Source organism: Metapseudomonas phytobenefica, from assembly GCF_043392685.1.
Lineage (GTDB): Bacteria > Pseudomonadota > Gammaproteobacteria > Pseudomonadales > Pseudomonadaceae > Metapseudomonas.
The window spans coordinates 190,335-216,251 of sequence record NZ_JBHZGM010000002.1 but is presented as its reverse complement, the minus strand read 5'-3'; the positions used below and the strand labels follow the sequence as shown (position 1 = coordinate 216,251).

Annotated in this window: 15 protein-coding genes and 2 pseudogenes; 9 read left to right on the top strand and 8 right to left on the bottom strand. The window is 64.8% G+C overall.

All coding sequences use genetic code 11. From position 1 onward, the window contains the following. Positions 1-96: 96 nt before the first annotated feature. Positions 97-435 carry a tryptophan synthase subunit beta gene (locus ACFW0B_RS03105; protein WP_449146490.1) on the bottom strand — a complete coding sequence of 113 codons (339 nt, stop codon included), beginning with the start codon at positions 433-435 and terminating at the stop codon, positions 97-99. 63 nt (positions 436-498) lie between these two features. Next, complete coding sequence (locus tag ACFW0B_RS03100; RefSeq protein ID WP_449146489.1) at positions 499-8,301, bottom strand: retention module-containing protein; 7,803 nt, start codon at positions 8,299-8,301, stop codon at positions 499-501. Between the two features lie 464 nt (positions 8,302-8,765). Between ACFW0B_RS03100 and ACFW0B_RS03095 the strand changes: the two genes are divergently transcribed. From ACFW0B_RS03095 to ACFW0B_RS03085, 3 genes are read left to right on the top strand one after another with little or no spacing between them, the layout of a single operon-like run. Beyond that, positions 8,766-10,118 (top strand): TolC family outer membrane protein, encoded by a 1,353-nt coding sequence (locus ACFW0B_RS03095; protein ID WP_449146488.1) that lies wholly within the window; start codon positions 8,766-8,768, stop codon positions 10,116-10,118. 23 nt (positions 10,119-10,141) lie between these two features. Continuing rightward, a complete protein-coding gene (locus tag ACFW0B_RS03090) occupies positions 10,142-12,301 on the top strand; it encodes a type I secretion system permease/ATPase (RefSeq protein WP_449146487.1) in 2,160 nt (719 codons plus the stop codon). 11 nt (positions 12,302-12,312) lie between these two features. Then, positions 12,313-13,665 carry an HlyD family type I secretion periplasmic adaptor subunit gene (locus ACFW0B_RS03085; RefSeq protein WP_449146486.1) on the top strand — a complete coding sequence of 451 codons (1,353 nt, stop codon included), beginning with the start codon at positions 12,313-12,315 and terminating at the stop codon, positions 13,663-13,665. On the opposite strand, the gene ACFW0B_RS03080 is transcribed toward ACFW0B_RS03085, so the two are convergent. The 3 genes from ACFW0B_RS03080 to ACFW0B_RS03065 all read right to left on the bottom strand — a co-directional run bounded on the left by ACFW0B_RS03080 (position 13,631) and on the right by ACFW0B_RS03065 (position 17,040). Next, on the bottom strand, positions 13,631-14,269 hold the full coding sequence (locus ACFW0B_RS03080; protein WP_449146485.1) for a tRNA-uridine aminocarboxypropyltransferase: 639 nt from the start codon (positions 14,267-14,269) through the stop codon (positions 13,631-13,633). The two genes, ACFW0B_RS03085 and ACFW0B_RS03080, sit on opposite strands and share 35 nt — an antisense overlap. Before the next feature lie 174 nt (positions 14,270-14,443). Continuing rightward, positions 14,444-16,009, bottom strand: a complete 1,566-nt coding sequence (locus ACFW0B_RS03075) for a methyl-accepting chemotaxis protein (RefSeq protein ID WP_459251680.1) — start codon at positions 16,007-16,009, stop codon at positions 14,444-14,446. 137 nt (positions 16,010-16,146) lie between these two features. Further along, entirely contained in the window at positions 16,147-17,040 is an 894-nt protein-coding gene (locus ACFW0B_RS03065; protein WP_449146484.1) for a LysR family transcriptional regulator, read from the bottom strand. Between the two features lie 297 nt (positions 17,041-17,337). Between ACFW0B_RS03065 and speB the strand changes: the two genes are divergently transcribed. The 5 genes and pseudogenes from speB to ACFW0B_RS03040 all read left to right on the top strand — a co-directional run bounded on the left by speB (position 17,338) and on the right by ACFW0B_RS03040 (position 21,734). After that, complete coding sequence (speB, locus tag ACFW0B_RS03060; RefSeq protein WP_449146483.1) at positions 17,338-18,297, top strand: agmatinase; 960 nt, start codon at positions 17,338-17,340, stop codon at positions 18,295-18,297. Positions 18,298-18,350: 53 nt separating this feature from the next. Further along, positions 18,351-18,542: pseudogene (locus ACFW0B_RS03055) on the top strand (DUF4440 domain-containing protein); the annotation flags it as partial. Between the two features lie 24 nt (positions 18,543-18,566). Next, positions 18,567-18,782: pseudogene (locus tag ACFW0B_RS03050) on the top strand (cytosine permease); the annotation flags it as partial. Between the two features lie 441 nt (positions 18,783-19,223). After that, positions 19,224-20,609, top strand: a complete 1,386-nt coding sequence (locus ACFW0B_RS03045; protein ID WP_449146482.1) for a sodium:solute symporter family protein — start codon at positions 19,224-19,226, stop codon at positions 20,607-20,609. A gap of 399 nt (positions 20,610-21,008) precedes the next feature. Further along, on the top strand, positions 21,009-21,734 hold the full coding sequence (locus tag ACFW0B_RS03040) for an MBL fold metallo-hydrolase (protein WP_449146481.1): 726 nt from the start codon (positions 21,009-21,011) through the stop codon (positions 21,732-21,734). A gap of 5 nt (positions 21,735-21,739) precedes the next feature. Here ACFW0B_RS03040 and ACFW0B_RS03035 read toward each other — a convergent pair whose 3' ends face one another. Both ACFW0B_RS03035 and ptrR read right to left on the bottom strand, forming a co-directional pair. Continuing rightward, a complete protein-coding gene (locus ACFW0B_RS03035) occupies positions 21,740-21,877 on the bottom strand; it encodes a PA1414 family protein (RefSeq protein WP_280369077.1) in 138 nt (45 codons plus the stop codon). A gap of 310 nt (positions 21,878-22,187) precedes the next feature. After that, entirely contained in the window at positions 22,188-23,093 is a 906-nt protein-coding gene (ptrR, locus tag ACFW0B_RS03030; protein ID WP_449146480.1) for a putrescine utilization regulator PtrR, read from the bottom strand. Between the two features lie 109 nt (positions 23,094-23,202). Between ptrR and ACFW0B_RS03025 the strand changes: the two genes are divergently transcribed. Then, positions 23,203-24,399 carry an MFS transporter gene (locus ACFW0B_RS03025; RefSeq protein ID WP_449146479.1) on the top strand — a complete coding sequence of 399 codons (1,197 nt, stop codon included), beginning with the start codon at positions 23,203-23,205 and terminating at the stop codon, positions 24,397-24,399. Between the two features lie 169 nt (positions 24,400-24,568). Here ACFW0B_RS03025 and ACFW0B_RS03020 read toward each other — a convergent pair whose 3' ends face one another. Continuing rightward, positions 24,569-25,882, bottom strand: a complete 1,314-nt coding sequence (locus ACFW0B_RS03020; protein WP_449146478.1) for an OprO/OprP family phosphate-selective porin — start codon at positions 25,880-25,882, stop codon at positions 24,569-24,571. Positions 25,883-25,917: the final 35 nt, after the last annotated feature.

Genomic DNA, 25,917 nt, shown 5'->3' with positions numbered 1-25,917 from the left:
TCCCGCAAGCGGGAGAGGGGGCTGTCCGTGCGGGCCTTCAAACCTGTGCATTCCCCTGTGGGGGCGGATTCATTCGCGAGAAAAGTGCCTGGCCGCTCAATAGGGCAAGCGGAGATCCTCCGGCACCAGTTGCCCCAGATCCCCCACCTGGGAGCGGGTATTGGCGCGGTGCTGGAGTTTGTGCCGGGCGGGTGTCGGCAGGTCGGTGTAATTCATCACGCCCCGACTCACCAGCACCTGCACCAGATCCTCGATGACCCGCACCAGTTCCAGGTCGGAATGCTGCAGGGACATCATATGGTCATGCAGACAGCGGCTGGCGAACCAGGTCCGGACTTCCGGATCGCCGGCCGGCATGCTCTGGGTCATGCTGTCGAAGGGCTCGTGCTCCACCCGCAGAACCCTGCCCTTCTCGTCTCTCTGCACGTAAACCATGGTTCCTTCCTCACGCCCTTTCCACGCTCCGGGCCCGCCGCGAAGGCGGGCCCGGAATTCGGATCAGACATCGGCCTTCAGTGAACCGTCGTCGAGCATGTGGGTGATCACCGACGCCGTGTCGGCGGCGCCGTAGGCTGCCTGCAGGTTCACGCCTTCCAGCACGATCGTCTGTCCGGTGCCACCCGGATTGGCCGCGGTGTTGGTATCCACGGTGATGGTGGTGCTGGTGCCGAAGGCCATGGTCAGGAAGTCGTCCAGGCTTCCCGCGTCGCTGTGCTCACCGGTGAGCAGTTGCGACAGGTCCAGCGTGTCCTGTCCCGGGGTGAAGTCGATGATGGTGGTGGTACCAGTCTCACCGGCCAGCCACTTGAAGGTGTCGGCGCCGTCGCCCCCCATGAGCGAGTCACTCCCGCCGTTACCCATGAGCAGGTCATCCCCACCGTTGCCCACCAGCAGGTTGTTGCCGCTGTCGCCGGTCAGCACATCATTGAAGTTCGAGCCGAGCAGGTTCTCCATCTCGATCAGGGTATCCAGCCCTGCGCCGCCGGTGTCCTGTGGGCCAACAAGCGCAAGGTTCACCGTGACCCCGGAGGTGGCGTTTTCATAGGACGCCGTGTCGCTGCCGGCCCCGCCGTTCAGCACATCGTTGCCCAGCCCGCCGACCAGCACATCGTCTCCGCCCAGGCCCGACAGGTTGTCATCTCCAGTGGTGCCATGGATCGCATCGGCGGCCGCGGTGCCGACGAAGGTGGTGCCCGCCTCCAGGGTCACATGCAGATTCTGGGTAGCCGTGGTGTCGCCGTCGGCATCCTTCACCCCGACCTGGAAGTCCAGGTTGGTATCCAGGGTGTTCGTCTCGCTGGTGATGAAGCCGACATCCGAAATCTTGAGGACGTCGTTGTCGGTCGCCGAGGAGCCGAAACCGGATACGTTATTCACATCCGAGGCCCCGCCACTGCCCATCACGGAATTGAAGTTGATGGCCGAGGTGGTGGTGATGCCTTCGACGCTGGTGAGAACCTGGGCACCGTAGATCTGCCAGTTCTCCCCGGGCGCATTGAAATCGTTGTTCTCGATGACGATGGCGCCGTCGTTGTTGTCCAGCGTGATGCCATAAGCGGCCAGCGCCACGCTGTTGGTGGTCATGATGTCGTTGGCGCTTACCAGTAGCGCCCGGGTGGTCTTGACTCCGCCCGCGCCGATCAGTTTGAGCACCACTACTACGTCTTCGTTATTGACCCCGTCGAACTTCAGGAACATCCCCTCCGCGCGGCCGGTCGGCTCGACGCCGACATTGCCAAAGGGGTTGGAGGTGTAGAAGTTCAGGTCCAGGACCTCGCCCTTGCCGATGGTGTCGCCACCCACGCCATTGGCCTGATTGCTCACACTGACCCAGGAAGCAGCCTGGCTGAACAGTTCGCCATTGGTGAATACCGTGGGATCGTTGGTGCCTGCCTGCAGGTTGTTGCTGCCGGTGCCGCTACCGGGCTCGGAGTACGCGGTGTACTGGACGTAGAAGTCGTTAGCCAGTTTCACCACCGACACTGCCGGCTGGGTGTTGTCCGGTTGTGTGCTGTTCAATTCGTAGCCGGTGATGCTGAGCGAGGTGCTGGTCTTGAAGATGCTGAAGCCCTCGATCGGCTCGTCCAGCGACACCGTATAGGTGCCATTGACCTTGTCGAACACCAGGGTGCCGCTGGCCCCCGTCAGGGTAGTCGGGCTCGCCGGGTTGGGGGCATACATGAAGCTGATGTCGAAGGTCGCGCTGGTGGCCGACTCCGACTGCCAGGTCACCGCGGTCGAGGAGATCGCCGTGCCGCCGACATTGCCGCTCAGGCTGATGCCGGCGAAGTCCGAATCCGAGGCCGAGTAGGGTCCGCTGCCACGGGTATCGGCCCCGGTGTTGTAGATGAAGATCCCCGATGCGCCTGCCGGGTTGTTGTCGTTGGAGTAAACGAGGTTCGAGGCCGCGAGAATCATCGGCACATCGTCCTCCACCTGGATCAGCAAGTCGCCCGCCAGCGGCAGGCTGCCGCTGCCATTGCTGGCCTGCAGCGCCCCCGTCAGGTTCAGGGTGAGGATCTGCTCGTCACCGCCCGCGCCGGCGGGATGGTCCAGCGGGCCCAACAGGGTGAAGGTGTAGTTGCCGTTGCTTTCCACCTTCAGGGTGAACACGGTATCCGTGCCCGCCGTGGCCACCAGGGTATCGCCGACCCGCGCATAGGTGATCGCCACACCGTCGGAGGTCAGCGCAGGCATTGCCTGCGGCACAGCGGCCACGCTGAACTGCGCGCCGGCCGGCGTGCCTACCAGCAGCTCACTGAGGTTGCCGGAGACCACAGTGGTCTGGGCGTCGCCGTCGGTGATGCCATGGGGAAGCTCGTCCTCGTCCACCTTGCCGATAACCGGCGCGGCGTCTTCGATGCGCACCGTCAGGGAAGCGCTTGAGGGGTCGCCGTCCTTGTCGATGATGGTGTAGGTGAAGCTCTCGCTGGTGTCCGCGGCCACGTCCTTCGGCGCGACGTAGGTCCAGGCCCCATCGGTGAAGTTGAAGCTCAGTTTGCCGCCCTCGGGCGTGGTGATCTCATTCAACTGGCTGCCGAGGATGCTGCCGCCAGTACTCAGGTTGATGCTGCCGCTGCCGTTCCAGGTGTAGGTGGTGGTGCCGATCTGGATGGACAGGATGCGGCCGGCGCCATCGGCGCCGAAGGCGTCGTCATCGCCACCCCCCACGGCATTGTCGCTGCCCAGCAGCACATTGCCGGACACCACCCCGCCGACGATCTGGCTGGCCAGGGTTTCCACCAGGTCCTCGAAGGCCTCCACCATGATCGGTGAGCCAGTACCATCGAGGTCCACGTCCTGCAGGCGCTCGAGGTTGATGCCATCGCCCACGCCGATGGTGGTCACATTGATGCCGTTGCTGTCGACGAAGGTGTTCCACTGGTTCGACACACTCGTGGTCAGGGAAGTACCTCCCGGACCATTCTGCTCATTGGGATTGCCGTCACTGATGAAGAAGACCTGGTTGCTCCAGTTCGGCAAGGGCGTGTAGACCGCCATGGTCTGCTCGATGGCCGCGGTGAAGTCGGTAAAGTCATTGAGCGGGCGGGTGCCGCCCTGCGCCGGGTTGAGGCTGTTGATCAGGTTGGTGAAGTCATCGACATCGGTCACCACCGGATAGGAGGTCGCGGTGCTGGAGAAGGCCACCACCTGGATGCGGACGTCGCCATCGGTGGTATTGAACAGCGTCTGCCCGGCATTGCGCACCGCATTCAGCATGGTGTTCAGTTCGGTGTTGTCGATGCTGCGGCTGAAGTCCAGGACGAATACCACGTTGAAGTCCTGGCCGCTGCCCTCGGCGACGTCCGCCACATCGTTCACGGCCTGCGGAGTATCGTCGTCGACCTTGATGTTCAACGTGCCGTTGACGCTGTCGCCATCCTTGTCGGTGACCTGGTAGGTCAGGGTGAACTGCTGGTCGTTTTCCTGCCCGCCCGGCGCATGCTGGATGGGCGCGTGCTGGGTGACGGTGTAGGCGCCCGTGGCACTGTCCAGGGTTACCTTGAGGACCGTGGTGGAACCCTGCTTGATCAGCAGGTCGCTGCCGGATTTTTCGTAGGTGAAGCCGTCGGGGCTGCCTGTGGTCAGCCATTGGACGCTGCCGGGGCCGTCGGCACCGAAGCTGAAGCCGAGGGTGCCGGAGGTATTCAGCGAATCCGCGTCATCGCCCGCCCCACCCGCGATGCCGCCGGGCAGTGCATCGTCATCCAGCTGCACCAGGGCATTGCTGGTCACGGTGGGCGTGTCATCGCGGAAGCTGATGGCATTGCCGAGGTCGAGGGTCGCGCTGTCCTTGTCGCCATCGCCATCGGTAATGGTGGCGGCCAGGGCGATGAGGTCGGCGGCGGACAGAGTCGCTGCCTGATCGGGCCCGCTATCGGGCGAGTGCACGATGGCGCGCGCCTGCACCAGGGTCACCATACCCTCAGCGGTCACGCTCAGGCGGAAGGCCAGTTGCCCACCGCCACTCACGCGCCCGACGATGTCCGCGCCTTCCTTGAACAGATGGATGCTGTCGCCCGTCTCGCTGTCCAGCAGGCCGCTTTCCACCCCCGGCGACTTCACATCCAGGCTGTAGGTGATGGCGTTGCTGGCAGCCTCGCCATCGGCACCGAATTCCCGTTCAAAGGCACCGGCGAAGCTGGTACTGGCAGTGGTGCCGAGGTTGGTTTCGTCCACTTCCACCACCAGTCCGTCCAGCCCTTTCACGCTGACATCGGGCACGTCGTCGATGATGTCGATGGTCAGGGTGCCGGTGCCGGTGTTGCCGTTGGCATCGGTCACCGTGAAGGTGAAGGTCTCGGTGAATTGCGTGTTGTTGCCGTTGTCGCCCGGATTGACCTTGGGCGCGTTCAGCAGCGTGTAGGTGTAGGAACCATTGCTGTTGACCACCAGTTGGCCGTACTCACCGACGCCTGCACCAGCTGCCAGGCTGAAGCTGTAGGGGCCGTTGCCACCGCTACCCACCAGGGTGCCGCTGGCGAACTCGTCATTGCTGGCCGGCTCGGAACCGATGCTGAGCGCGGCTTCGCGCACATCGTTGTCGGAGCCTGCCTGCACGCTGCCCACCACGGTGTAGTTGGAAACGTTGATGGTCAGGGTTGTCGTGCTGAAGTCTCCGTCACCATCGACGATGGTGTAGGTGAAGGTATCGACCGCCCCTGACTGGCCCACGCTGTTGGCATGGCTGGTGTAGCTGTAGCTGCCATCGGCATTCAGCACCAGGATGCCCAGGCCGGTATCGATGGGCACGCCCACGCCGCCGGACACATGGGTCGAGGTGTCCCCACCAGTGCGCACGCCCACCACGCCGGTAGTCGGCGATGGGCGACCGTCGGCGCCGAACACATCCGCCACAGAGCCCAACCCGGCGCCCGTGACCACGTTGCCGTCCACCGTGGCGCCCTCGCCCACTGATGCGCTATCGGCCTTGGCGGCAGGCAGGTCGTCGACGATCTCGATGCTGACGTTGGCCGAAGCCTCGGCCAGGCCGTCGCTCACGGTAATAAGGAAGCCGTCCGTCTCCGGACCGGCGGCATCGGTAGTGGCTTCGGTCAGGGTGTAACTGAAGCTGTAGGTGCCATTGTTGTAGCCGGTGATCAGCACCGTGCCGTGGGCGGTGGTGAAGCTCTGCCCCACCAGGCTGGCGAAGCCGCTGCTGGTGAGGTCAACGCTGAGGCTGCCGACGCTCAGGGTCTTCAGGTTGGCCAGGCCGTCCGAGTCGGCCACGGTGAAGCTGCCAGTGGTGACATTGCTGCCGTCGCCGGCGCTGCTGCCGCCCGCCAACCCCTTCTCGAACACCTGGGCCAAATCCCCTTCCGCACCGGGAGTGCTGACTTCGATGGTGGGAATGTCGTTGCTGCCGATGATGGTGATGGTCAGCGTGGAATTGCTCGGGTCGCCGTCGTCGTCCTGCATGGAATAGGCGTACTGCAGGCTGACCTGCTGCCCTTCGGTCAGGGCTTCCACCGCCGGCGTGCCATTGGCCAGCACGAAGCTGTAGCTGCCGTCGGCATTCAGGGTGACCAGGCCATAGGGCGTATTCACCAGCAGGCTGCCGTTGTCGCCGGGCACTGCCCCGGCCACGCCGTTCCAGCTGGTGAAGCTCTTCGGCTGGTCGGCACCACTCGCATCGTTGTCCAGCACATTGCCGCTCAGGCTCGACGGCACGCCGTCCTCGACCAGGCTGCCGCTGTCCGGGTTGGCAGTCGGCAGGTCGTCGACGATCTCGATGCTGACGTTGGCCGAAGCCTCGGCCAGGCCGTCGCCCACGGTAATAAGGAAGCCGTCCGTCTCCGGACCGGCGGCATCGGTAGTGGCTTCGGTCAGGGTGTAACTGAAGCTGTAGGTGCCATTGTTGTAGCCGGTGATCAGCACCGTGCCGTGTGCGGTGGTGAAGCTCTGCCCCACCAGGCTGGCGAAGCCGCTGCTGGTGAGGTCAACGCTGAGGCTGCCGACGCTCAGGGTCTTCAGGTTGGCCAGGCCGTCCGAGTCGGCCACGGTGAAGCTGCCAGTGGTGACGGTGCTGCCGTCGCCGGCGCTGCTGCCGCCCGCCAACCCCTTCTCGAACACCTGGGCCAAATCCCCTTCCGCACCGGGAGTGCTGACTTCGATGGTGGGAATGTCGTTGCTGCCGATGATGGTGATGGTCAGCGTGGAATTGCTCGGGTCGCCGTCGCCGTCCTGCATGGAATAGGCGTACTGCAGGCTGACCTGCTGGCCTTCGGTCAGGGCTTCCACCGCCGCCGAACCGTTGGCCAGCACGAAGCTGTAGCTGCCGTCGGCATTCAGGGTGACCAGGCCATAGGGCGTATTCACCAGCAGGCTGCCGTTGTCGCCGGGCACTACCCCGGCCACGCCGTTCCAGCTGGTGAAGCTCTTCGGCTGGTCGGCACCACTCGCATCGTTGTCCAGCACATTGCCGCTCAGGCTCGACGGCACGCCGTCCTCGACCAGGCTGCCGCTGTCCGGGTTGGCGGTCGGCAGGTCGTCGACGATTTCGATGCTGACAGTGGCTGAGGCGTTGGCCAGGCCGTCGCTCACGGTAATAAGGAAGCCGTCCGTCTCCGGACCGGCGGCATCGGTAGTGGCTTCGGTCAGGGTGTAACTGAAGCTGTAGGTGCCATTGTTGTAGCCGGTGATCAGCACCGTGCCGTGGGCAGTGGCGAAGCTCTGCCCCACCAGGCTGGCGAAGCCGCTGCTGGTGAGGTCCACCGTCAGGCTGCCGACGCTCAGGGTCTTCAGGTTGGCCAGGCCGTCCGAGTCGGCCACGGTGAAGCTGCCAGTGGTGACGGTGCTGCCGTCGCCGGCGCTGCTGCCGCCCGCCAACCCCTTCTCGAACACCTGGGCCAAATCCCCTTCCGCACCGGGAGTGCTGACTTCGATGGTGGGAATGTCGTTGCTGCCGATGATGGTGATGACCAGGTTTGCGGAACTCTGGTCACCATTGCTGTCCTGGATGCTGTAGCCGAAGTCGAGGTTGACGGTCTCCCCTTCCGCCAGCCCTTCCACTGCCGGAGTGCCATTGGCCAGCTGGAAGCTGTAGCTGCCGTCCGGGTTCAGGGTCACCACGCCATAGGGCGTATTCACCAGCAGGCTGCCGTTGGGCCCGCTGGTGGCGCCGGGCGCCTGCCAGGAAACGAAGGTCGTGGGCAGGTCCGGACCACCGTCGTCGTTGTTCAGGACGCTGCCCTGCACGCTGTCGTCGCCCTCAGCGATGCCCTGGGCATCGTCACGGGCGACCGGCACACCATTCACGGGTACGGCTTCCGGCTCCGGAATGTCGGGGATGCCGACTTCCGGCTGCGGGAATTCCACGCCGAAGGAAATCGGGCCGGTGGGGAAGCCGATATCGGGATCGACACGGCCAGCGGTCTCGCCCAGCAGCACGAAGGAGTGGCCACCGCCTGCGTTGCCGCCACCGGCGCCGCCGCCAGGGCCGGCCGCAGTAGCTTCGGCGACCTGGCTCGGGTCCACGCCGGCCTGGATGGCGGCCTGCAGTTTCTCGACGTCGGTGAGGTCCTGCTGGCTGGGTGCGGCCGGCATCTCGTCGGTGCCGGATCGGCCTGCGTCAGGGGCGCCGGCCAGCAGCGCATTGCTCAGTGGCATGCTGCTGTCGCGGCCCAGCACCAGCTCCTGCCCGTTGGAGAGCCTGACCGCTACCGCACCCTGGGCGCCGGTGACCAGCTGCTCACCCGCGAACACCCGGTCGCCTTCGGTGAGCGGGCGGCGCGAGCCATCGGCCGCCACCGCGAACACTTCACCCACGACCTGCCGTACGACCCCGATTGATCCAGCCATGATTCCTTCCTCCCGCACCGCGTGCTGCCAGTCGGGCAGCGCCGATCCCAGTCAAAGAGGGCCACGGCACGTCCGAACCGCACTACGGGTACGTGAAGAAGCATTCGGGGGCGAAGAACGGCGCCAGAAAAATATGAAGTCAATAAAACGTCACCCGCTCCGGCGCCGAACCACTACTCCGATTTCACCCCGCCCCTGTGTTTCTTGATTTGTGCCTGACCATGATGCGTGTTCGCACGGGAGGCCTGAGCGCCCCAGAACATGCGAACTGCTGGCCAAAAGATGTCTTGGATTTCCGACGAGTGCATAAGAATTTTTCCTGATAAACCTTGTGAAAATTTCTTCTTAGGCTGCTCAAAAGTTGTTCTTAGCTCTGATGTTACAAGCCTGAAACGGTTTGCTATGGACTTTCGCCAATTTTTCGGCGCCAGGAAGCCAAGAACCGAAATGGAGAACGACAGAAAATGCGCGCACTCACCCCACTGTGGACCGGCATGCTTATCGCCATGGCCTCCACGCAAATCCAGGCCATGACGCTCACGGACGCCATTCAGAGCACCCTGGACAAGCATCCCGAACTGCTTTCCAGCGCCCAGAATCGACTGGTCGCCGACGAAGAGGTGAAAATCGCCAAAGGCGGGTACCTACCGACCGTCGACCTGATAACCGGCATAGGTCGGGAACAGACTGACAGCCCCAGTACCCGCGAACTCGGCAATCACAACAAGGAAACCCTGAATTTCCGTGATGCCGAACTGCGCCTGCGGCAGATGCTGTTCGACGGTTTCAATACACCCAACGAAGTGGCACGTACCAAGGCGGTGGTGAACTCCCGCGCCTACTTCACCCTGGGCACCGCCGAGAGCCTGGCGCTGCGCACTGTTGAGGTGTACCTGGACGTGCTCAAGCGGCGCGAGATGGTCACGCTGGCCAGGAACAACCTGCTGGCCCACGAACGTATCCACGACCAGATCGGCCTGCGTAGCCAGCGCGGCGTGGGCAGCACCGCCGATCTCGACCAGGCCGAAGCGCGCCTGGCCCTGGCCAAGAACAACCTCTACACCGAGGAAGTGAACCTGGCCGATGCCGAGGCCAGCTTCTTCAGCGCCGTGGGCATACCGGCGGATGAACTGGTGGCGCCGCCCAGCATCAAGGCCGAGATGCCCGCCGACCTGCTCGCCGCGCGACAGGGCGTTATGGACACCAACCCCCTGCTGAAATCGGCCCAGGCCGACGTGCAGGCCGCCGAGAGCCAGTACGAATCCGCCAAGGCGCCCTTCTACCCGCGCTTCGATGCCGAGCTGGCGACCACCGCCGACGACAACGTGCAGGGTGACGAGGGCCACTACAACACCTGGCGGGCCGGCGTGGTGATGAACTACAACCTGTTCAACGGCATGCGCGACAAGGCCCGCCTGCAGGCTGCCGCCCACCAGATCAACCAGTCCATGGACATCCGCAACAACGCCCTGCGGGTGCTCAACGAGAACCTCTCGCTGGCCTGGAACGCCATGGAAAACGCCCGCAAGCAGACTCCCGAGGCACGCGCCTACGCCGATTACACCGCCCGAGTCCGCGAGGCCTACCAACAGCAATTCGGCCTCGGCCAGCGCACCCTGCTGGACCTGTTGGACAGCGAGAACGAACTCTTCACCGCCAACCGCCGCTATGTGGAAGTGCGCTACACCGAAGAGTTCTCCATGTACCGGGTGCTCTCGGCCATGGGCGACCTGCTGCGTCGCCAGAAAGTCGTGGTCCCGGCAGAGGCCGTCGCCCTCAGTGAAGTTAAGAGCGATGCCCACCTGCCGGATATGTAGTCATCCAGATGGGATCCACCACCATGACCACCATGGAACGGACTGACAGTCCCAGGGATCCGCGGCAGGGCCATGACGACCCGCTGCTCGACGGCCTGCTGATTCTCTGCCGCCTGCACGGCCGCCCGGCCAGCCGAGCCAGCCTGAGCAGCGGCCTGCCGCTGCCGGGCCAGCGCCTGTCCCCCGAGCTGCTGCCCCGCGCAGCGGCTCGCGCCGGCCTGCAGGGGCGCCTGCTGCGTCGCGAGCTTGCCAGCATCTCGCCGCTCAACCTGCCGCTGCTGCTGCTCCTCAAGGGTGGCCGCAGTGCGGTGCTGACGCGCTTCGACGGCAAGGGCCGGGCACTGATCCTGCCCTGCGAGGCCGACGGTGGCGAGCAGTGGGTGCCCATGGAAATCCTCGCCCTGGAATACAGCGGCAGCGCGCTGTTCGCCCGCCCGCGCCACGAACTGGAGGAAACCCACGCACCGCTGGTACCCCGAGTCACTTCCTGGTTCCGCGACACCCTGCGGCTGTCCCGCTGGCTCTATGCCGACGCCATGCTGGCGAGCCTGCTGATCAACCTGCTGGGCATGATGGTGCCGCTGTTCGTGATGCAGACCTACGACCGCGTCGTACCCAACCAGGCCACCTCGACGCTCTGGGTCCTGGCCATTGGCCTGCTGCTGGGCACCGGCTTCGACCTGCTGCTGCGGGTGCTGCGCGCCAACCTGCTGGACAGCGCCGGCAAGAAGACCGACGTGGTGCTCTCGGCCACGCTCTTCGAACGCATCGTCGGCATGTCGGTCAAGGCGCGGCCGGCCACCATCGGCGGCTTCGCCCAGAGCATCCACGACTTCCAGGGCCTGCGCGAATTCCTCACCGCGGTGACCCTCACCAGCCTGATCGACCTGCCCTTTTCGGTACTGATGCTGCTGGTCATCGGCCTGCTCGGCGGACCGCTGGTGGCGATTCCGATCCTCGCGTTCCCGATCACCGCGATCTTCGCCTGGATCATCCAGGCGCGCCTGCGCGATACCGTGCAGCGCAGCCTGGCCCTGGGCGCCGAACGCCAGGCGCTGCTGATCGAAACCCTATCGGGCCTGGAAACCCTCAAGGCCTGCGGCGCCGAAGGCGAGCGCCAGCATCGCTGGGAACACACCCACGGCGCCCTCACCCGCCTGGACAGCCATGCCCGCTTCCTCTGTGCCCTGGCCACCAACGGCACGCTGTTCATGCAACAGTTCGCCGGGATGGCGATGATCGTCAGCGGCGTCTACAGCATCATCGCCGGCAATCTCAGCGTCGGCGCCCTGGTGGCCTGCTACATGCTCAACAGCCGCGTGCTCTCCCCCCTCGGACAGATCGCCGGGCTCATCACCCGCTACCAGCAGGCGCGGCTGACGATGAAATCCACCGACGCCCTGATGTCCCTGCCCCAGGAGCGTGAAGTCTGCCAGCAGCCGCTGGAACACCAGACCTTCAAGGGCAATCTGGAAGTGCGCCAGGTGGAGTTCCGCTATCCCGGCCAGAACGCTCCGGCGCTGAACAAGGTCAGCCTGCGCGCGGCCGCCGGCGAGCGCATCGGCATCATCGGCCGCAGTGGCTCGGGCAAGAGCACCCTGGCGCGGCTGATCCTCGGCTTCTACGCGCCGGACGAAGGCCAGCTGCTGCTGGACAACATCGACCTGCGGCAGACCGATATCGGTGACCTGCGCCAGCAGATCGGCTACGTCAGCCACGACCTGCCGCTGCTGGCCGGCAGCCTGCGCGACAACCTCACCCTCGGGGCGCGCTACGTCAGCGATGAACGCATGCTCGAAGTGGCCGAGCTGACCGGCGTCGCCGACCTCGCCCGGCAGCATCCGCAAGGCTACGACCGTCCCGTGGGCGAGCGCGGACAGCTGCTTTCCAGCGGCCAGCGCCAGGCCGTGCTGCTGGCCCGCGCGCTGCTGCTCGACCCGCCGCTGCTGGTGCTCGACGAACCCACCAGCGCCATGGACAACTCCAGCGAAGAACAACTGCGCCAGCGCCTGGCGACCTGGTCGGCGGGCAAGACGCTGATCCTCATCACCCATCGCAGCTCGATGCTGGCACTGGTGGATCGCCTGGTGGTGCTGGACAACGGCCAGGTCGTCGCCGACGGACCCAAGGACACCGTCATCGACGCCCTGCGCAAAGGCCGCATCGGTCAGGGCACGGCCTGAGGAGACACAGCATGGCCAGCGCCGAAACACCCCATTCCTACTTCGGCCGCCGCAATGGCGCCGACGCCGAGTTCATGCCGGAAGTCGCCGGCGCCATGGTGGAAGACTCGCCACAGGCGACCCGCATTACCGTCTGGGTGGCCTGCACCCTGCTGCTGGTGGCGCTGGCCTGGGCGCACTTCGCCGTGCTGGAGGAAGTCACCACTGGCGAAGGCAAGGCGATTCCGTCCAGCAAGGTGCAGATCATCCAGAACCTGGAGGGCGGCATCGTCTCGGAAATCCTCGTACGCGAGGGCCAGGTGGTGGACAAGGGCGACGTCCTGCTGCGTCTGGACGACACCCGCTTCCTCTCCAACAAGGGCGAGACCGAGGCTGACCGCCTGGCGCTGATGGCCAGGGTGGAACGCCTGTCCGCCGAGGCCGAGGGCCGCGAAATGGCCCTGCCCGAGGAGATCACCCGCGACGCGCCGCAACTGGCCGAAGACGAGCAAGCGCTCTACCGCGCACGCAACCAGCGCCTGGAAAGCGAGCAGCGCATCCTCAGCGAACAACTGCGGCAGAAGAAGCAGGAGCTGGCCGAATTCCGCTCCAAGAGCCAGCAGTACCGCTCCAGCCTGGGGCTGATCCAGCAGGAGCTGAACATGTCCCAGCCGCTGGTGAAGGCCGGCGCCATCTCCCAGGTGGAAATCCTCCGCCTGCAGCGCAGCGCCGTGGAAACCCGCGGCGAGCTGGAAGCCACCAACCTGGCCATTCCCCGCGCCGAGGCCGCGGTTGCGGAGATCGAGCGGAAAATGGAGGAAAGCCGACTGTCGTTCCGCTCCGACGCCTTCAAGGAACTCAACGAGGCACGCACCGAACTGTCGAAGATCACCTCCACCAGCAAGGCCATCGACGACCGCGTCAGCCGCACCACCGTGGTCTCGCCGGTGCACGGCGTGATCAAGCAGCTCAAGGTCAACACCATCGGCGGCGTGGTCCAGCCCGGCAGCGACCTGGCCGAAGTGGTGCCGCTGGAAGACAGCCTGCTGATCGAAGCGCGCATCCGTCCGCAGGACGTGGCCTTCCTCCACCCAGGGCAGAAAGCGATGGTCAAGTTCACCGCCTACGACTACACGATCTACGGCGGCCTCAAGGCCAACCTGGAACTGATCAGCGCCGACACCATCCAGGATGAGGAAGGCAAGAGCTTCTACCTGATCCAGGTACGCACCGAGAAAAGCCACCTGGGCAATGACGACCACCCGCTGCTGATCATCCCCGGCATGGTCGCCACCGTGGACATCATCACCGGCCAGAAGAGCGTGCTGGATTACCTGCTGAAACCGGTGCTCAAGGCGCGCCAGGAAGCGATGCGCGAGCGGTGACGCATGTGTGGGAGCCGTGATTCTTCCTGAAGGTTTCCTCTCCCATCGCCTCGATCTGCCCCTGGATCAGGGCCTCGAATGGCCGCAGCAGCTCATCGAATCGATTCGGCGCCTCAAGGATGTCGAGGGCGGCGACTATGGCCTCGATGGTGGACAGCGCGCCGGCCATGGGCGCCTTGCGCAGGCGATAGCGGGAGCTCAGGCCCTCGGGCAGGGCCACCCTGGGCAGGACTTCCAGTTCGGGGTTGAGGTAGAGCAGCTTGCGCGCCTTGCGCCAGGTGCCATCAGGCACCACCAGCAGGAGCGGACGCGGATCAGCAGCGGCCACTTCCGCCACGGGCCGGGCATCTTCACCGGGGAACAACAGGCATGCGCGATAGCGGGAATCGGCCAGCAGGTCCGCCAGATCGTCGAAACGCTCACCGACCCGCAGCTCGGCATTCTCCAGCCCCAGCGCGGCCAGGCGCGCGGTGTTCAGCGCATGGCCGACCTCGCTCGGATGCTGCAGCAGGAGCACGCGGGTGCGGCAGAGCAGGTGCGGAATCAGCGGGCACAGGCAATGGGATTCGGGGCGCTGGCAGCGCGGGCAACTCGGGCGGGGCATGGCGATCTCCTGGGCGGAGCATTCTGCCACAGGGCCAGTGGGCGACGTGTTGCGGGGGCGATCTCAATCGCCAAGCGAACCGCAGGTTCGCCCTGCAATCCTGCATGGGGCGGCTAAGCCGCCCTTGGCGAATGAATTCGCCCCCACAAGGAGTCCGTCCGGCCCAGAAACCAGCTACCGGTTGAACCGCTCCGCCAGACTGTGCAGGTAATCGGCCATGCGTTCCAGATCCTGGCTGATGGTGGCGCCTTCCTGGGCCTGGCCGGCGCTGTGGTCGGAAAGTTGGGCGATGCGGGTGATCTGCCGGCTGATGTCCTCGGCCACATGGCTCTGCTGCTCGGACGCGGCGGCCATCTGCTGGCTCATTCCGGTGATGCGGGTCACCGCCTGGCTGATGCCTTCCAGGGCTTCGCGCACGGCCTGCACGCTGTCCACGCTGTCGCGGGAAATGGCCTCGCCGCGATTGGCGGTAGCCACGGCACGTTCGGCGCCGGCACGCAGCGAGGCGATGATCTCGTGGATCTGCTCGGTGGACTGGCGAGTGCGCGAGGCCAGGGTGCGCACCTCATCGGCCACCACCGCGAAGCCCCTGCCCTGCTCGCCGGCCCGGGCCGCTTCGATGGCGGCATTGAGCGCCAGCAGGTTGGTCTGCTCGGCGATGGCGGTGATCACGTCGGCCACGCTGCCGATGGAGTGGGTGGACTCGGCGAGGTCATGCACCGCGCGGCCGATCTCGCTCACCGCATCGGCCATGTGGCGCATGGCACCCAGGCTTTCGACGGCAAGGTCGTTGCCCTGGCGCGCCAGGCGTTCGGCTTCCTCGGCGGCATGGGCGGTGTGGCTGACGTTGTGGGAAACCTCTTGGATGGTGGCAGCCATCTCGTTGATGGCGGTGGCCGACTGGTCCGTCTCGTTGCGTTGCTGCTCCAGCAGTTCGGCTTCCGAGCGGGACAGCCGAGCCGCCTCGGCGGCCCGCTGCTTGACGCTTTCGCCGGCGTCCTCCAGGCGCGTGAGGGCGGTCTGCAGGCGCGCTTCCTCGCTGATCATGGCCATGTCCAGCAAGGCCTGGGCGCCCCGGCTGTCGGTGTAGGTCAGGGCCACCAGGTCGCTGGTGAACGCCTTGGGATGCTCGGCCAGGGTGCGGCGAATGCTCTGCCGGTGGCGGTGCAGCTGGAAGGAACCGAGGACGAACATGGTCGCCAGGGTCAGCAGCAGCGATGGCCAGCCTTGCAGCAACAGGTTGCCGGCGAGCAGCACCAGGGTGGCGAGGATCAGCGGCCAGGAACGCATGAGGTCGTAGGTCCAGTATTCCATCCGGGGCACCGGCGACTTGCCGGCGCGCAGGCGCGCATAGAGGGCCTCGGCGCGGGCCACCTGGTCGCGGCTGGGCAGGGAGCGCACCGACTCGTAGCCGATCATCCGGCCGTCTTCGTAGACCGGTGTGACATAGGCACTGACCCAGTAGAAATCGCCGTTCTTCGAGCGGTTCTTCACCAGCCCCATCCAGGGCTTGCCCTGCTTGAGGGTCTCCCACATGTGGGCGAACACCGGAGGCGGCATGTCGGGGTGGCGGACGATATTGTGAGGCTGGCCGAGCAGCTCTTCGCGGGTGAAGCCGCTGATGGCGACGAAGGCGTCGTTGCAGTAGGTGATCTTGCTGTTGAGGTCGGTGGTGGAAATCAGTCTTTCATCGGCACTGAACGTGCGCTCCCGCTGGGTAACAGGCAGATTCTGGCGCATGACTGACCACTCCTGTGCATGGGCACTTTGCCATTGCTCTCCGGTAGAAGAGTTCTAGCACGGCGCCTTTCAGGCCCATGGACGGAGCAGGGTCATCCCATCAGCAATGTGACGCGCATCACAAAAAACCGCAGACATCAGCGCAGGTTCAACTGGGCTCGCAGAAGGTCGCGGAAGGTGAGGATCAGCGGTTCCTTGGCGCGGCCCCGGCGCAGGATCATGGAGAACGGCGCCTGGTAGCCGAAGGTGGCTGGCAGCAAGGTGCGCAGGCGCTTCTGCTCCACCCAGGGCTGGGCGTAGTGCTCCGGCAGGTAGCCGATGTAGGCGCCGGAGAGCACCAGGATCAGCTGCGCCTCCATGGACTCCACCGTTGCCGCGCTGTGCTTGAAGCCGTGGCGTGCCAGCTCCGCCTGGCTCCAGTAACCGCGCCCCACCATGCGCTGCTGGGTGATGAGTTCGGCGGGAATGCGCCGTTCGCCGTACAGCGGGTGGCGCTCGGAGCAGTAGAGCCAGTGCTGCTCGCGGTAGAGCGGTTGGTAGACCAGGCCGTTCATGCGCGTGGAGAAGGCGCCGATGGCCAGGTCCAGGCGGTTGTCCAGCACGCCGAGTTGCAGGTCGTAAGGGCTCATCACCGACAGGTGCAGGTGCACCGCCGCGTGCTCCTGGCTGTAGGCGCCGATCACCTCGGCCAGCGGTAACGCCGGATCGCTTACCGTGGAGTCGAGCACGCCCAGGTTCAGGGTGCCGCGCAGCTCGCCCTTGAGGGACGCGGAGTAGCGTTCGAAGCTTTCCAGTTCGCCCAGCAGGCGCAGGGTTTCCTGGTAGTAAAGCTCGCCCTTGCTGGTCAGGCTGAACCCACCGCGGCCGCGATGGCAGAGGGTCAGGCCGACCTGCCCTTCCAGCTGGCTCATGTAGGTGCTGATGGCCGAGGTGGAAAGGTTCAGTTCCTGCTGCGCAGCGGCAAAGCCCTGGTTGCGGACCACGCTGGCGAAAATGCGCAGGAGTTTCAGGTCGGGCATGGAGGTGGACATGGGCGCTCCAGATAGGCCGAGAACGATGCCGGGGCCCTTCCTGTGGGGGCGAATTCATTCGCTGGTCAGGCCTCCGGCCCGCCAACGCAATTTCTCATGGGGCTGCTGTACAGCCCTTGGCGAATGAATTCGCCCCTACAGAGAAAGAAGCTCCTGTCGGCAGGCGGGCATCTTACCCGCTCCCGATAGTTTAGAAATCCTTGAAGTAATTATTTGCCGCCAGCGATTTTTCCGTGATGGCACTGTCACCAGAATCGGCCCCACTACCTACAACCACAACAACCGTGAGGCCACCCCGTGGACAAGAAACTCCACCAGCCCCTGGGCGGCAATGAGATGCCCCGTTTCGGCGGTATCGCCACCATGATGCGCCTGCCGCACATCCAGTCCCCCGATGAACTCAATGCCCTGGATGCCGCCTTCGTTGGCGTTCCGCTGGACATCGGCACCTCCCTGCGTTCCGGTACCCGCTTCGGACCGCGCCAGATCCGCGCCGAATCGGTGATGATCCGCCCGTACAACATGGCGACCGGCGCCGCACCCTTCGATTCGCTGAACGTGGCCGACATCGGCGACGTGGCCATCAACACCTTCAACCTGCTGGAAGCCGTGCGCATCATCGAGCAGGAATACGACCGCATCCTCGACCACGGCATCATCCCGCTGACCCTGGGTGGCGACCACACCATCACCCTGCCGATCCTGCGTGCCATCAACAAGGTGCACGGCAAGGTGGGCCTGGTGCACATCGACGCCCACGCCGACGTCAACGACAACATGTTCGGCGAGAAGATCGCCCACGGCACCACCTTCCGCCGCGCCGTGGAAGAAGGCCTGCTGGATTGCGACCGCGTGGTGCAGATCGGCCTACGCGCCCAGGGCTACACCGCCGAAGACTTCAACTGGAGCCGCAAGCAGGGCTTCCGCGTGGTGCAGGCCGAAGAGTGCTGGCACAAGTCGCTGGCTCCGCTGATGGCCGAAGTCCGCGAAAAAGTCGGCGGCGGCCCGGTTTACCTCTCTTTTGACATCGACGGCATCGATCCGGCCTGGGCGCCCGGTACCGGCACCCCGGAAATCGGCGGCCTGACCACCATCCAGGCGATGGAAATCATCCGTGGCTGCCAGGGCCTGGACATCATCGGCTGCGACCTGGTCGAAGTCTCCCCGCCCTACGACACCACCGGCAACACCTCGCTGCTGGGCGCCAACCTGCTCTACGAAATGCTCTGCATCCTGCCGGGCGTCGAGCGCCGTTGAGTCCGGACATGAGCGAGCGACACATCCTGGAGGCCGCCAGCAAGCTGGTGGCCGCCTTCGCAGCGAACGATGGCGGCGTGGCGATCTTCTACCACGAGGTCGCCACGCGCCTGCGCATCCAGGGTGAAGAAACAGAAAGCCGCGAGCGGGAAACCATCGTTTCCCGTCAGCAACCAGAACAAGGCCACTGGCTGGCCTGTCATGAGCACTTGTCGGCCATGCCGGCGAATCTGCCGCCGACCTGACGAGGCTCACTGGGAGAGCAGAAAATGCATAACAACAACAACGATCACGCAGTTACCCGAATAGAACTCCACAGCGTCGAGCAGATTCCCGACCACGAGCGGGATGCCGGCCCCATGGGCGTGTTCGGCGCGCTGAACGGCACCCCAAACGCCGTGTCCTCGGGTGCCCACTTCGGTGTGCATGGTCGTATCGTTGGCGCCTTCCTCTCCCTGCTCACCGCCATCGCCTTCTTCTCGCTGCGACACCAGGCGCCTGTTCGCCGCGCAGGTGCCGCTGGCGATCTTCCCGGAACCTGCCACCGCCCACGGTCCCAAAGGCCCCCACTGGGTCCACTCGAAGACTTCCCAGGAATCCGCCCGGGGTTCCCCTGAAGCTGCGTGACGCGAATAGCTCCACTTTATTGCGACTGCCTACAACAACAACCACTGCAAAACGCCTTGAAGGAGTTACCGATGAGCAATCATCTGCTGAAACTGTTCGCCGCCACCTTGAGTGACATCACCCGCTGCTTCGGGAAGCCTGGCTGAGAAAAACTCGAAAGGGAGTGCCCCGAATACAGGGACCGGGGCTGATACGAGCGGGATTGCTTGATAACGGCGCAGTGTGAAGCGTTGCGCGCCTTGCAACACCTGTTGCGGCCTTGCGAACCGCGACTACAACAATAGAAAGAGAGACCTGAAATGGCTTTGGATATTTTCGTAGTACTCCTATACGTAGCGGCCATGCTCGCACTGGGCTGGTACGGCATGCGCCGCGCCAAGACCCGTGAAGACTACCTGGTAGCCGGTCGCAACCTGGGGCCGGGCTTCTACCTCGGCACCATGGCTGCCACCGTACTCGGCGGCGCCGCCACCATCGGTACCGTTCGCCTGGGCTACGTCCATGGCATTTCCGGTTTCTGGCTGTGCGCCAGCCTCGGCTTCGGCATCATGGGCATCAGCCTGTTCCTGGCCAAGCCGCTGCTGAAACTGAAGATCTACACCGTGACCCAGGTGCTGGAGCGTCGCTACAACCCGACCGCCCGCCATGCCAGCGCCGCAATCATGCTGGTGTACGCGCTGATGATCGGCGCCACCTCCACCATCGCCATCGGCACCGTGATGCAGGTCCTGTTCGGCCTGCCGTTCTGGGTTTCCGTGCTGATCGGCGGCGGCATCGTGGTCGCCTATTCCACCATTGGCGGCATGTGGTCCCTGACCCTGACCGATATCGTGCAGTTCCTGATCATGACCATAGGCCTGGTGTTCATCCTGCTGCCGATGAGCATGAACGACGCGGGTGGCTGGGACGCCCTGGTGGCCAAGCTGCCGGAAAGCTACTTCTCCCTGACCGCCATCGGTTGGGACACCATCATCACTTACTTCCTGATCTACTTCTTCGGCATCTTCATCGGCCAGGACATCTGGCAACGCGTGTTCACCGCCCGCAGCGAGACCGTCGCCAAGGCCTCGGGTACCGCCGCTGGCGTCTACTGCGTGCTCTACGGCCTGGCCGGTGCCCTGATCGGCATGGCCGCCAAGGTGCTGCTGCCCGATCTGGACAACGTTAACAACGCCTTCGCCACCATCGTCGACACCACCCTGCCGGACGGCATCCGTGGCCTGGTGGTCGCCGCTGCCCTGGCTGCCCTGATGTCCACCGCCAGCGCCGGCCTGCTGGCTGCATCCACTACTGCAGCCCAGGACCTGTGGCCGCTGCTGGGTGGCAAGGCCGATGACGAAGGCGACGCGCACAAGAACCGTCTGTTCACCCTGCTGCTGGGCGTTGTGGTCCTCGGCATCGCCCTGGTGGTGAGCGACGTGATCAGCGCCCTGACCCTGGCCTACAACCTGCTGGTGGGCGGCATGCTCATCCCGCTGCTGGGCGCCATCTACTGGAAGCGCGCCAGCACCGCCGGCGCCATCGCCAGCATGGTCCTGGGCAGCCTCACCGCCTGCATCTTCATGTTCACCGACGGCCTGGAAGCCAACACCCCGATCTACTACAGCCTGGCCGTAGGCGCCGTGAGCTTCGTGGTGGTCAGCCTGCTGTCCCGTCACTCCTCCGCCGCCACCGAACTGGCCTGATATGCACTGCCGCCTCCCCCCGGAGGCGGCCTTTCCCCGCCCTGGATCGGCATTGCCGACCGGGGCTTTTTTTATTCTCGAGTCAGAGCTAACCGCCCATCGCGGGAGGCGGAGGGACTTTCCCCGGATTTCATCCGGGCCACGGAACTAATCTTGTAAGTGCGAATTCATTCGCTAAGGGCGGCGAAGCTGCCCCAGATGGTATGCAGGGCAGACCTGCGGTCTGCTTGGCGAATGAAGTCGCACTATGCTGTTCAACGCTGTTCAACGTAGGCCGTTCGCATGTCGATTCCTCCTCTGGGCCAAACCTTCTATCCCCCGGATTAAGAATCGGCGTGCGAGCGGCCGTTGCATAGGATCTACCGATTTGCCCATCGCAATCCATGCACGGAGCACCCCATGAAAATCGTCAGCCGCGACCAGTGGTTCGAAGTCGAGCACTGCTACGACGGCATCAGCCTGATCAGCGAGCCATTCGTGCGACCCTTCTACCGCTGCAACCTCTGGCATGTGCAGGGCCGCGACAGGGACCTGCTGATCGACTCCGGCTCCGGCGTCGTCAGTCTGCGCGAACAGCTGCCCTGGCTCACCGGGCGCCCGCTGCTGGCAGTGGCCAGCCACACCCACTTCGACCATATCGCCGGGCATCACGAATTCCCCGAACGCCTGGTCCATCCGGCGGAAGCGGATATCCTGGCCGCACCCACGGGGGAAAACACCCTGGCCAGGGACTATGTCGGCGACGAGATGTTCGAAGCACACCCGGACTGCCCGCTGTGCTACGCCGAATACCGTGTGAAGGCGGCGCCGGCGACGCGGCTGATCGATGAAGGGGATGTGCTGGATCTGGGGAATCGGGTACTGGAGGTGCTGCATACCCCCGGTCATTCACCGGGTGGCATCAGCCTGTGGGAAGCGAAGACACAAACGCTGTTCAGCGGCGACATCATCTACGACGGCCCGCTGGTGGATAACGCCTACCACTCGAATCTGGATGATTACGCGAAAAGCCTCGCACGGCTGCGCGACCTTCCGGTGCGCACCGTGCATGGCGGTCACTTCCCCAGCTTCTCCGGTGAGCGCCTGCGCGAGTTGGCGGACAACTGGCTACGCGCTCACGAGTGAGCCGGTCATTTCCTCAGGCGGCGTTGCTCGGCGAGACGACGCTGCTCTTCACTGCGGACCGGAATGGGTTGCAGGCGCGGTGCCTCGATCAGGCCCAGCGCGACACCCAGTTGCCACATCCACGCTTCTAGCCGCTTTTTCATGCTTGACCCCCTTTCCTGGGACGATGGTCGGGCGACCCGTGCTTCCTGGGCCACCCTCGTCTGGAGCTTAGTTGCTCCGGGCAAGATCCAAAATACACAGGTCCGGAAATTTCCTACTGATATAAATCAAACCGCTGAACGGTAGCAGGAAAACACCTTACCGGAGGATCAGCACTTGCTTACTGAAATCCCAGTGCAAATGCCGATGGATATCAGTTGAGCGAAGGTACCCACAGGGTGCGCCGTGCGCACGCGGCAGCCGGATTCAGGGGTGAACATCGTTCTTCATGTCCACCATCGCGGCCAGGCCTTACGCCGAAGCCGGATCGATGAAGCGTGATCCACCCTGCAGCTCCTGGAGCCGCCCTTGCTGCAGATCGATCCAGGCCCGCAGGTTCGCCCCGAGCATGCCCTTGCGCCACATCAGCCAGGTGGTGGCGCGGTTGAACGGCGCGTCCAGCTGGTGAACCCGCACTTCGTCCCGTCCCGGCAAGCTATCGAGCATCGAGCGCGGCACCAGGGCAATGCCGCCTCCGGCGATCACGCAGGCCAGCATGCTGTGGTAGGACTCGATCTCCAGGGGCGGCGCCATGGGCACTCGCGAGGCCACGAACCAGCCTTCCAGGCGACGGCGGTAGGAGCAGCTCTGGCGGAAGGCGAACACCTCCAGCCCGGCCACATCCTGCGCCGACTTCACCGGCCCGTGGGCGGCCTCGGTGATCAGCACCATTTCCTCCTCGAACAGCGGCAGGCCATCCAGCTCGGCGAACTCCACCGGACCATCCACCAGGGCGGCATCCAGGCGGCCAGCGAGCAGGCCATCGAGCAATTCGCCACTGGGCGCGGTCTGCACCCGCAGGTTCACCGCCGGCCAGGCGCGGTGGTAGCGCACCAGAATGGGCGGCAGGTGGATGGCGGCGGTGCTGAACATGGAACCGATGACGAAATCCCCCGCCGGCTCACCACCGCGCAGGGCTGCCTCGGCCTCGGCCTGCAAGGCGAACATGCGCTCGGCGTAGCCCAGCATGACCTTTCCCGCAGGTGACAGGGTGAGACGCTGGCGTTCGCGGAGAAACAGCTCCACGCCCAGACTCTCCTCCAGTTGCCTGAGGCGTGTGGACAGGTTCGACGGCACCCGGTGCAGGCGCGTCGCCGCGCGCGTGATGGAACCTTCCTCGGCCACGGCCTGGAAGATACGGAGCTGGCTGAGTTCCATGAATCACCAATTCAATAAAAGAGAACACTTTCGTTCTTTTTTATTCGTTTTTATTGAACGAATCCAGCCCCTAGCATGGAATTCCGATGACCAGCACCGGAGCCTTCCCATGCCAACGCTGATCCGCCTGATGGCCTGCTTGTTCGCCCTGATCGTCGCCATGGGTGTCGGTCGCTTCGCCCTGACCCCATTGCTCCCGCACCTGATCGCCGAAGGCCAGGTGAGCCTCACCGGCGCAGGCCTGTTGGCCGCCGCCAACTACCTGGGCTACCTGGTCGGCGCCCTCGACGCCTTCTACGCCAGTTCCCCGCGCCAGGCTCGGCTGCGCCTGGTGGCAGGGCTCTGGGCCACCGTGCTGCTGACCCTGGTATCGGTGCTGGCCGAAGGCTTCTGGCCCCATGTGCTGCTGCGCTTCGCCCTGGGGGTGACCAGTGCCTGGGTGCTGGTGGTCGTCACCGGCCTCAGCCAGCGCATCGCCGCCGAGGCCAACAAGCCTCGTCTGGGCAGCCTGGTATTCGCCGGCCCCGCCTTCGGGGTGATGCTGACCGGCGTGCTGGCTCTGGAGCTGAACCTGCAAGGCCAGGGTTCGGCCATGCTGTGGCTGGCCTTTGGCGTCCTGGCCCTGCTGCTGACCCTGGTTACCCATCCGCTGCTGCCCCGTCCGCAAGCGGCCACAGTGCTGACACCCCAACCCAGCCGGCAGCGACCACGCACCCTGCATGCGTTACTCGCTGCCTATGGTCTGGTCGGCCTGGGTTACATCATTCCCGCCACCTTCCTTTCGCAGATGGCTGCGGCGCGCTTCCACGGCCAATGGCAGGCGGACCTGTTCTGGCCGGCCTTCGGCCTGGCGGCGGCCGTCGGCGTGGTGCTGGTCAGCCTGCGCCGCCAGCGTCCCGGCGGCGCCCGCCGCTGGCTGGTGATCGCCCTCTGGCTGCAGGCGTCGGGCACCATAGCCTGCGCAATGCCGGGCATGGCTGGATTGGTTCTGGGGGTGATTCTCAGCGGCGGCCCGGTCCTGGCCGTCATGCAACTGGTGATGCAGTACGCCCGCGAACTGGACCCGCAGGGCCATAGCCACAATGTCGGCCTGCTGACCGCCGCTTTCGCCCTGGGGCAACTGGCCGGCCCGCTGCTGGCGGCTGCCAGCAACCATTTCAGCGGTGGACTGCAACCGGCCCTCTATGTGGCCGGCACAGGCCTGATGCTGGCGGGCGCCCTGATGGCACGTCCGGGCTCCAGCCCTGCAGGAGCGAACTCATTCGCCAGGCAGGCCGAAGGCTTGCCCTGCCGCAATTGCGGTTGAAGATCAACTCCCGGCGTCATCACCCACCGGCAAGAGGCGGGCCTTCATCGGGCCGCCCCTTCGTAGCCCTGCAGCACGTTCACCGCGATTACGCCGGTGGCCTCCACCGGTATACAAGAAGCCCCGCCAGATGGCGGGGCCGAATTGAAGGAGCGGAAACCGTGTCGTCTCAGAACACATACTGGGCGCGGACGACCAGGCCGTCGCCATCGTCGTCGCCGACGGCGTTGGTGGCGTTGTCCACCTTGGCCTTGACGTAGTAGCCGCTGATCTTCACGGCTTCGTTGGCGTACCAGTTCACGCCGAGGTTGTGCACCTTGGCTTCGACGTCGTCGATGTTGGCGAAGGCGCCGTTATCGTCTTCTGCCGTGATGTTGTCGTAGCGATAGAACACTTCCCAGGCACCGAGGCCTTTGTTGGCCGGCTTGATCTTGTCGAACTTGCCCAGTTTGTACTCACGGGCTTCGCCGGTCAGGGTGTAGGCCAGCTGGACGTAGTAGCCGTCGGCCTCGATGTCTTCGCGGTCGGCGGCCTTGGCTTCGACTTCGCGCTTGAGGTATTCGCTCTGGATGGATAACGGACCGGCGGCGAATGCGGCTTCCAGGCCCCAGGTGCTGTCGTTGTCGAAGGCGCCGGCAGGGGTGTTGCTGGCACCGGCCAGGACTAGGCGGTTGCCGTTGGCGCCAGCGTCCTGGCCACCGTCGGTGCTCACGCCGCGCATGCCCAGGCGGCTGCGGATACGGCCGTCGAAAGCGGTGTCGGACAGGTCGCGCTGGGCGTAGTTCACGCCGAAGTGCAGGACGTTGCCAGCTTCGTGCATCGGGGCGAATACGCCGCGAGCGTTGAACTGCTTGATGCTGTCGCCGTCCTTGTCCTGGTTGTTGGCGTCGTTGGCCATGACGCCGGCGGAGCCGTACAGGGAAGCACCGTAGGTGCCGGCAACCTGAACGCCCATGCCACCGTTGTGGACATTGACGTAGTCAGCCAGGTCGTAGGCAGCGGTACGCTCCTGGGCAGTTACCCACTTGGAGCTGGTGGCCTTTTCCAGACCGAAATCGGGGTCGAAGCGGCCCAGCTTGATCACCACAGGCTGGAAGCCGATGTAGGAGAGGGACGCTTCGTCGAAGTAACCGTCTTCAGAGCGGTTGTCACCGCCGGAATTGTGGGAGAAGTCGTAGTTGATCTGATAGGCCCAGTCGCTGAAGGCGATACCGCCGAGTTCCAGGTAGGCGCGACGGAAGTAGCCGGCGTCGGCGGTGTTGCCGTTCGCGGTGTAGAAACCGTCGAAGCGGCTGTAATCCGCCTGCAGGCGGCCGCCGAGTTTGAAGCTGAAAGCCTTGTCGGTGGTGCCGACTTCCAGGCCGCCTTTGGTCTTGATGACGATATCGGCGCCGTCGGTGGTAACGGTACCGGCGAAAGCCTGGGCGGAAATGGCCAGGGCCATGGCACTGGCGGCAAAACCGGCGAGGTGCTTACGGATCATCGAAGGGTTCCCCTATTGGTCTTTAGTGTTGGCAA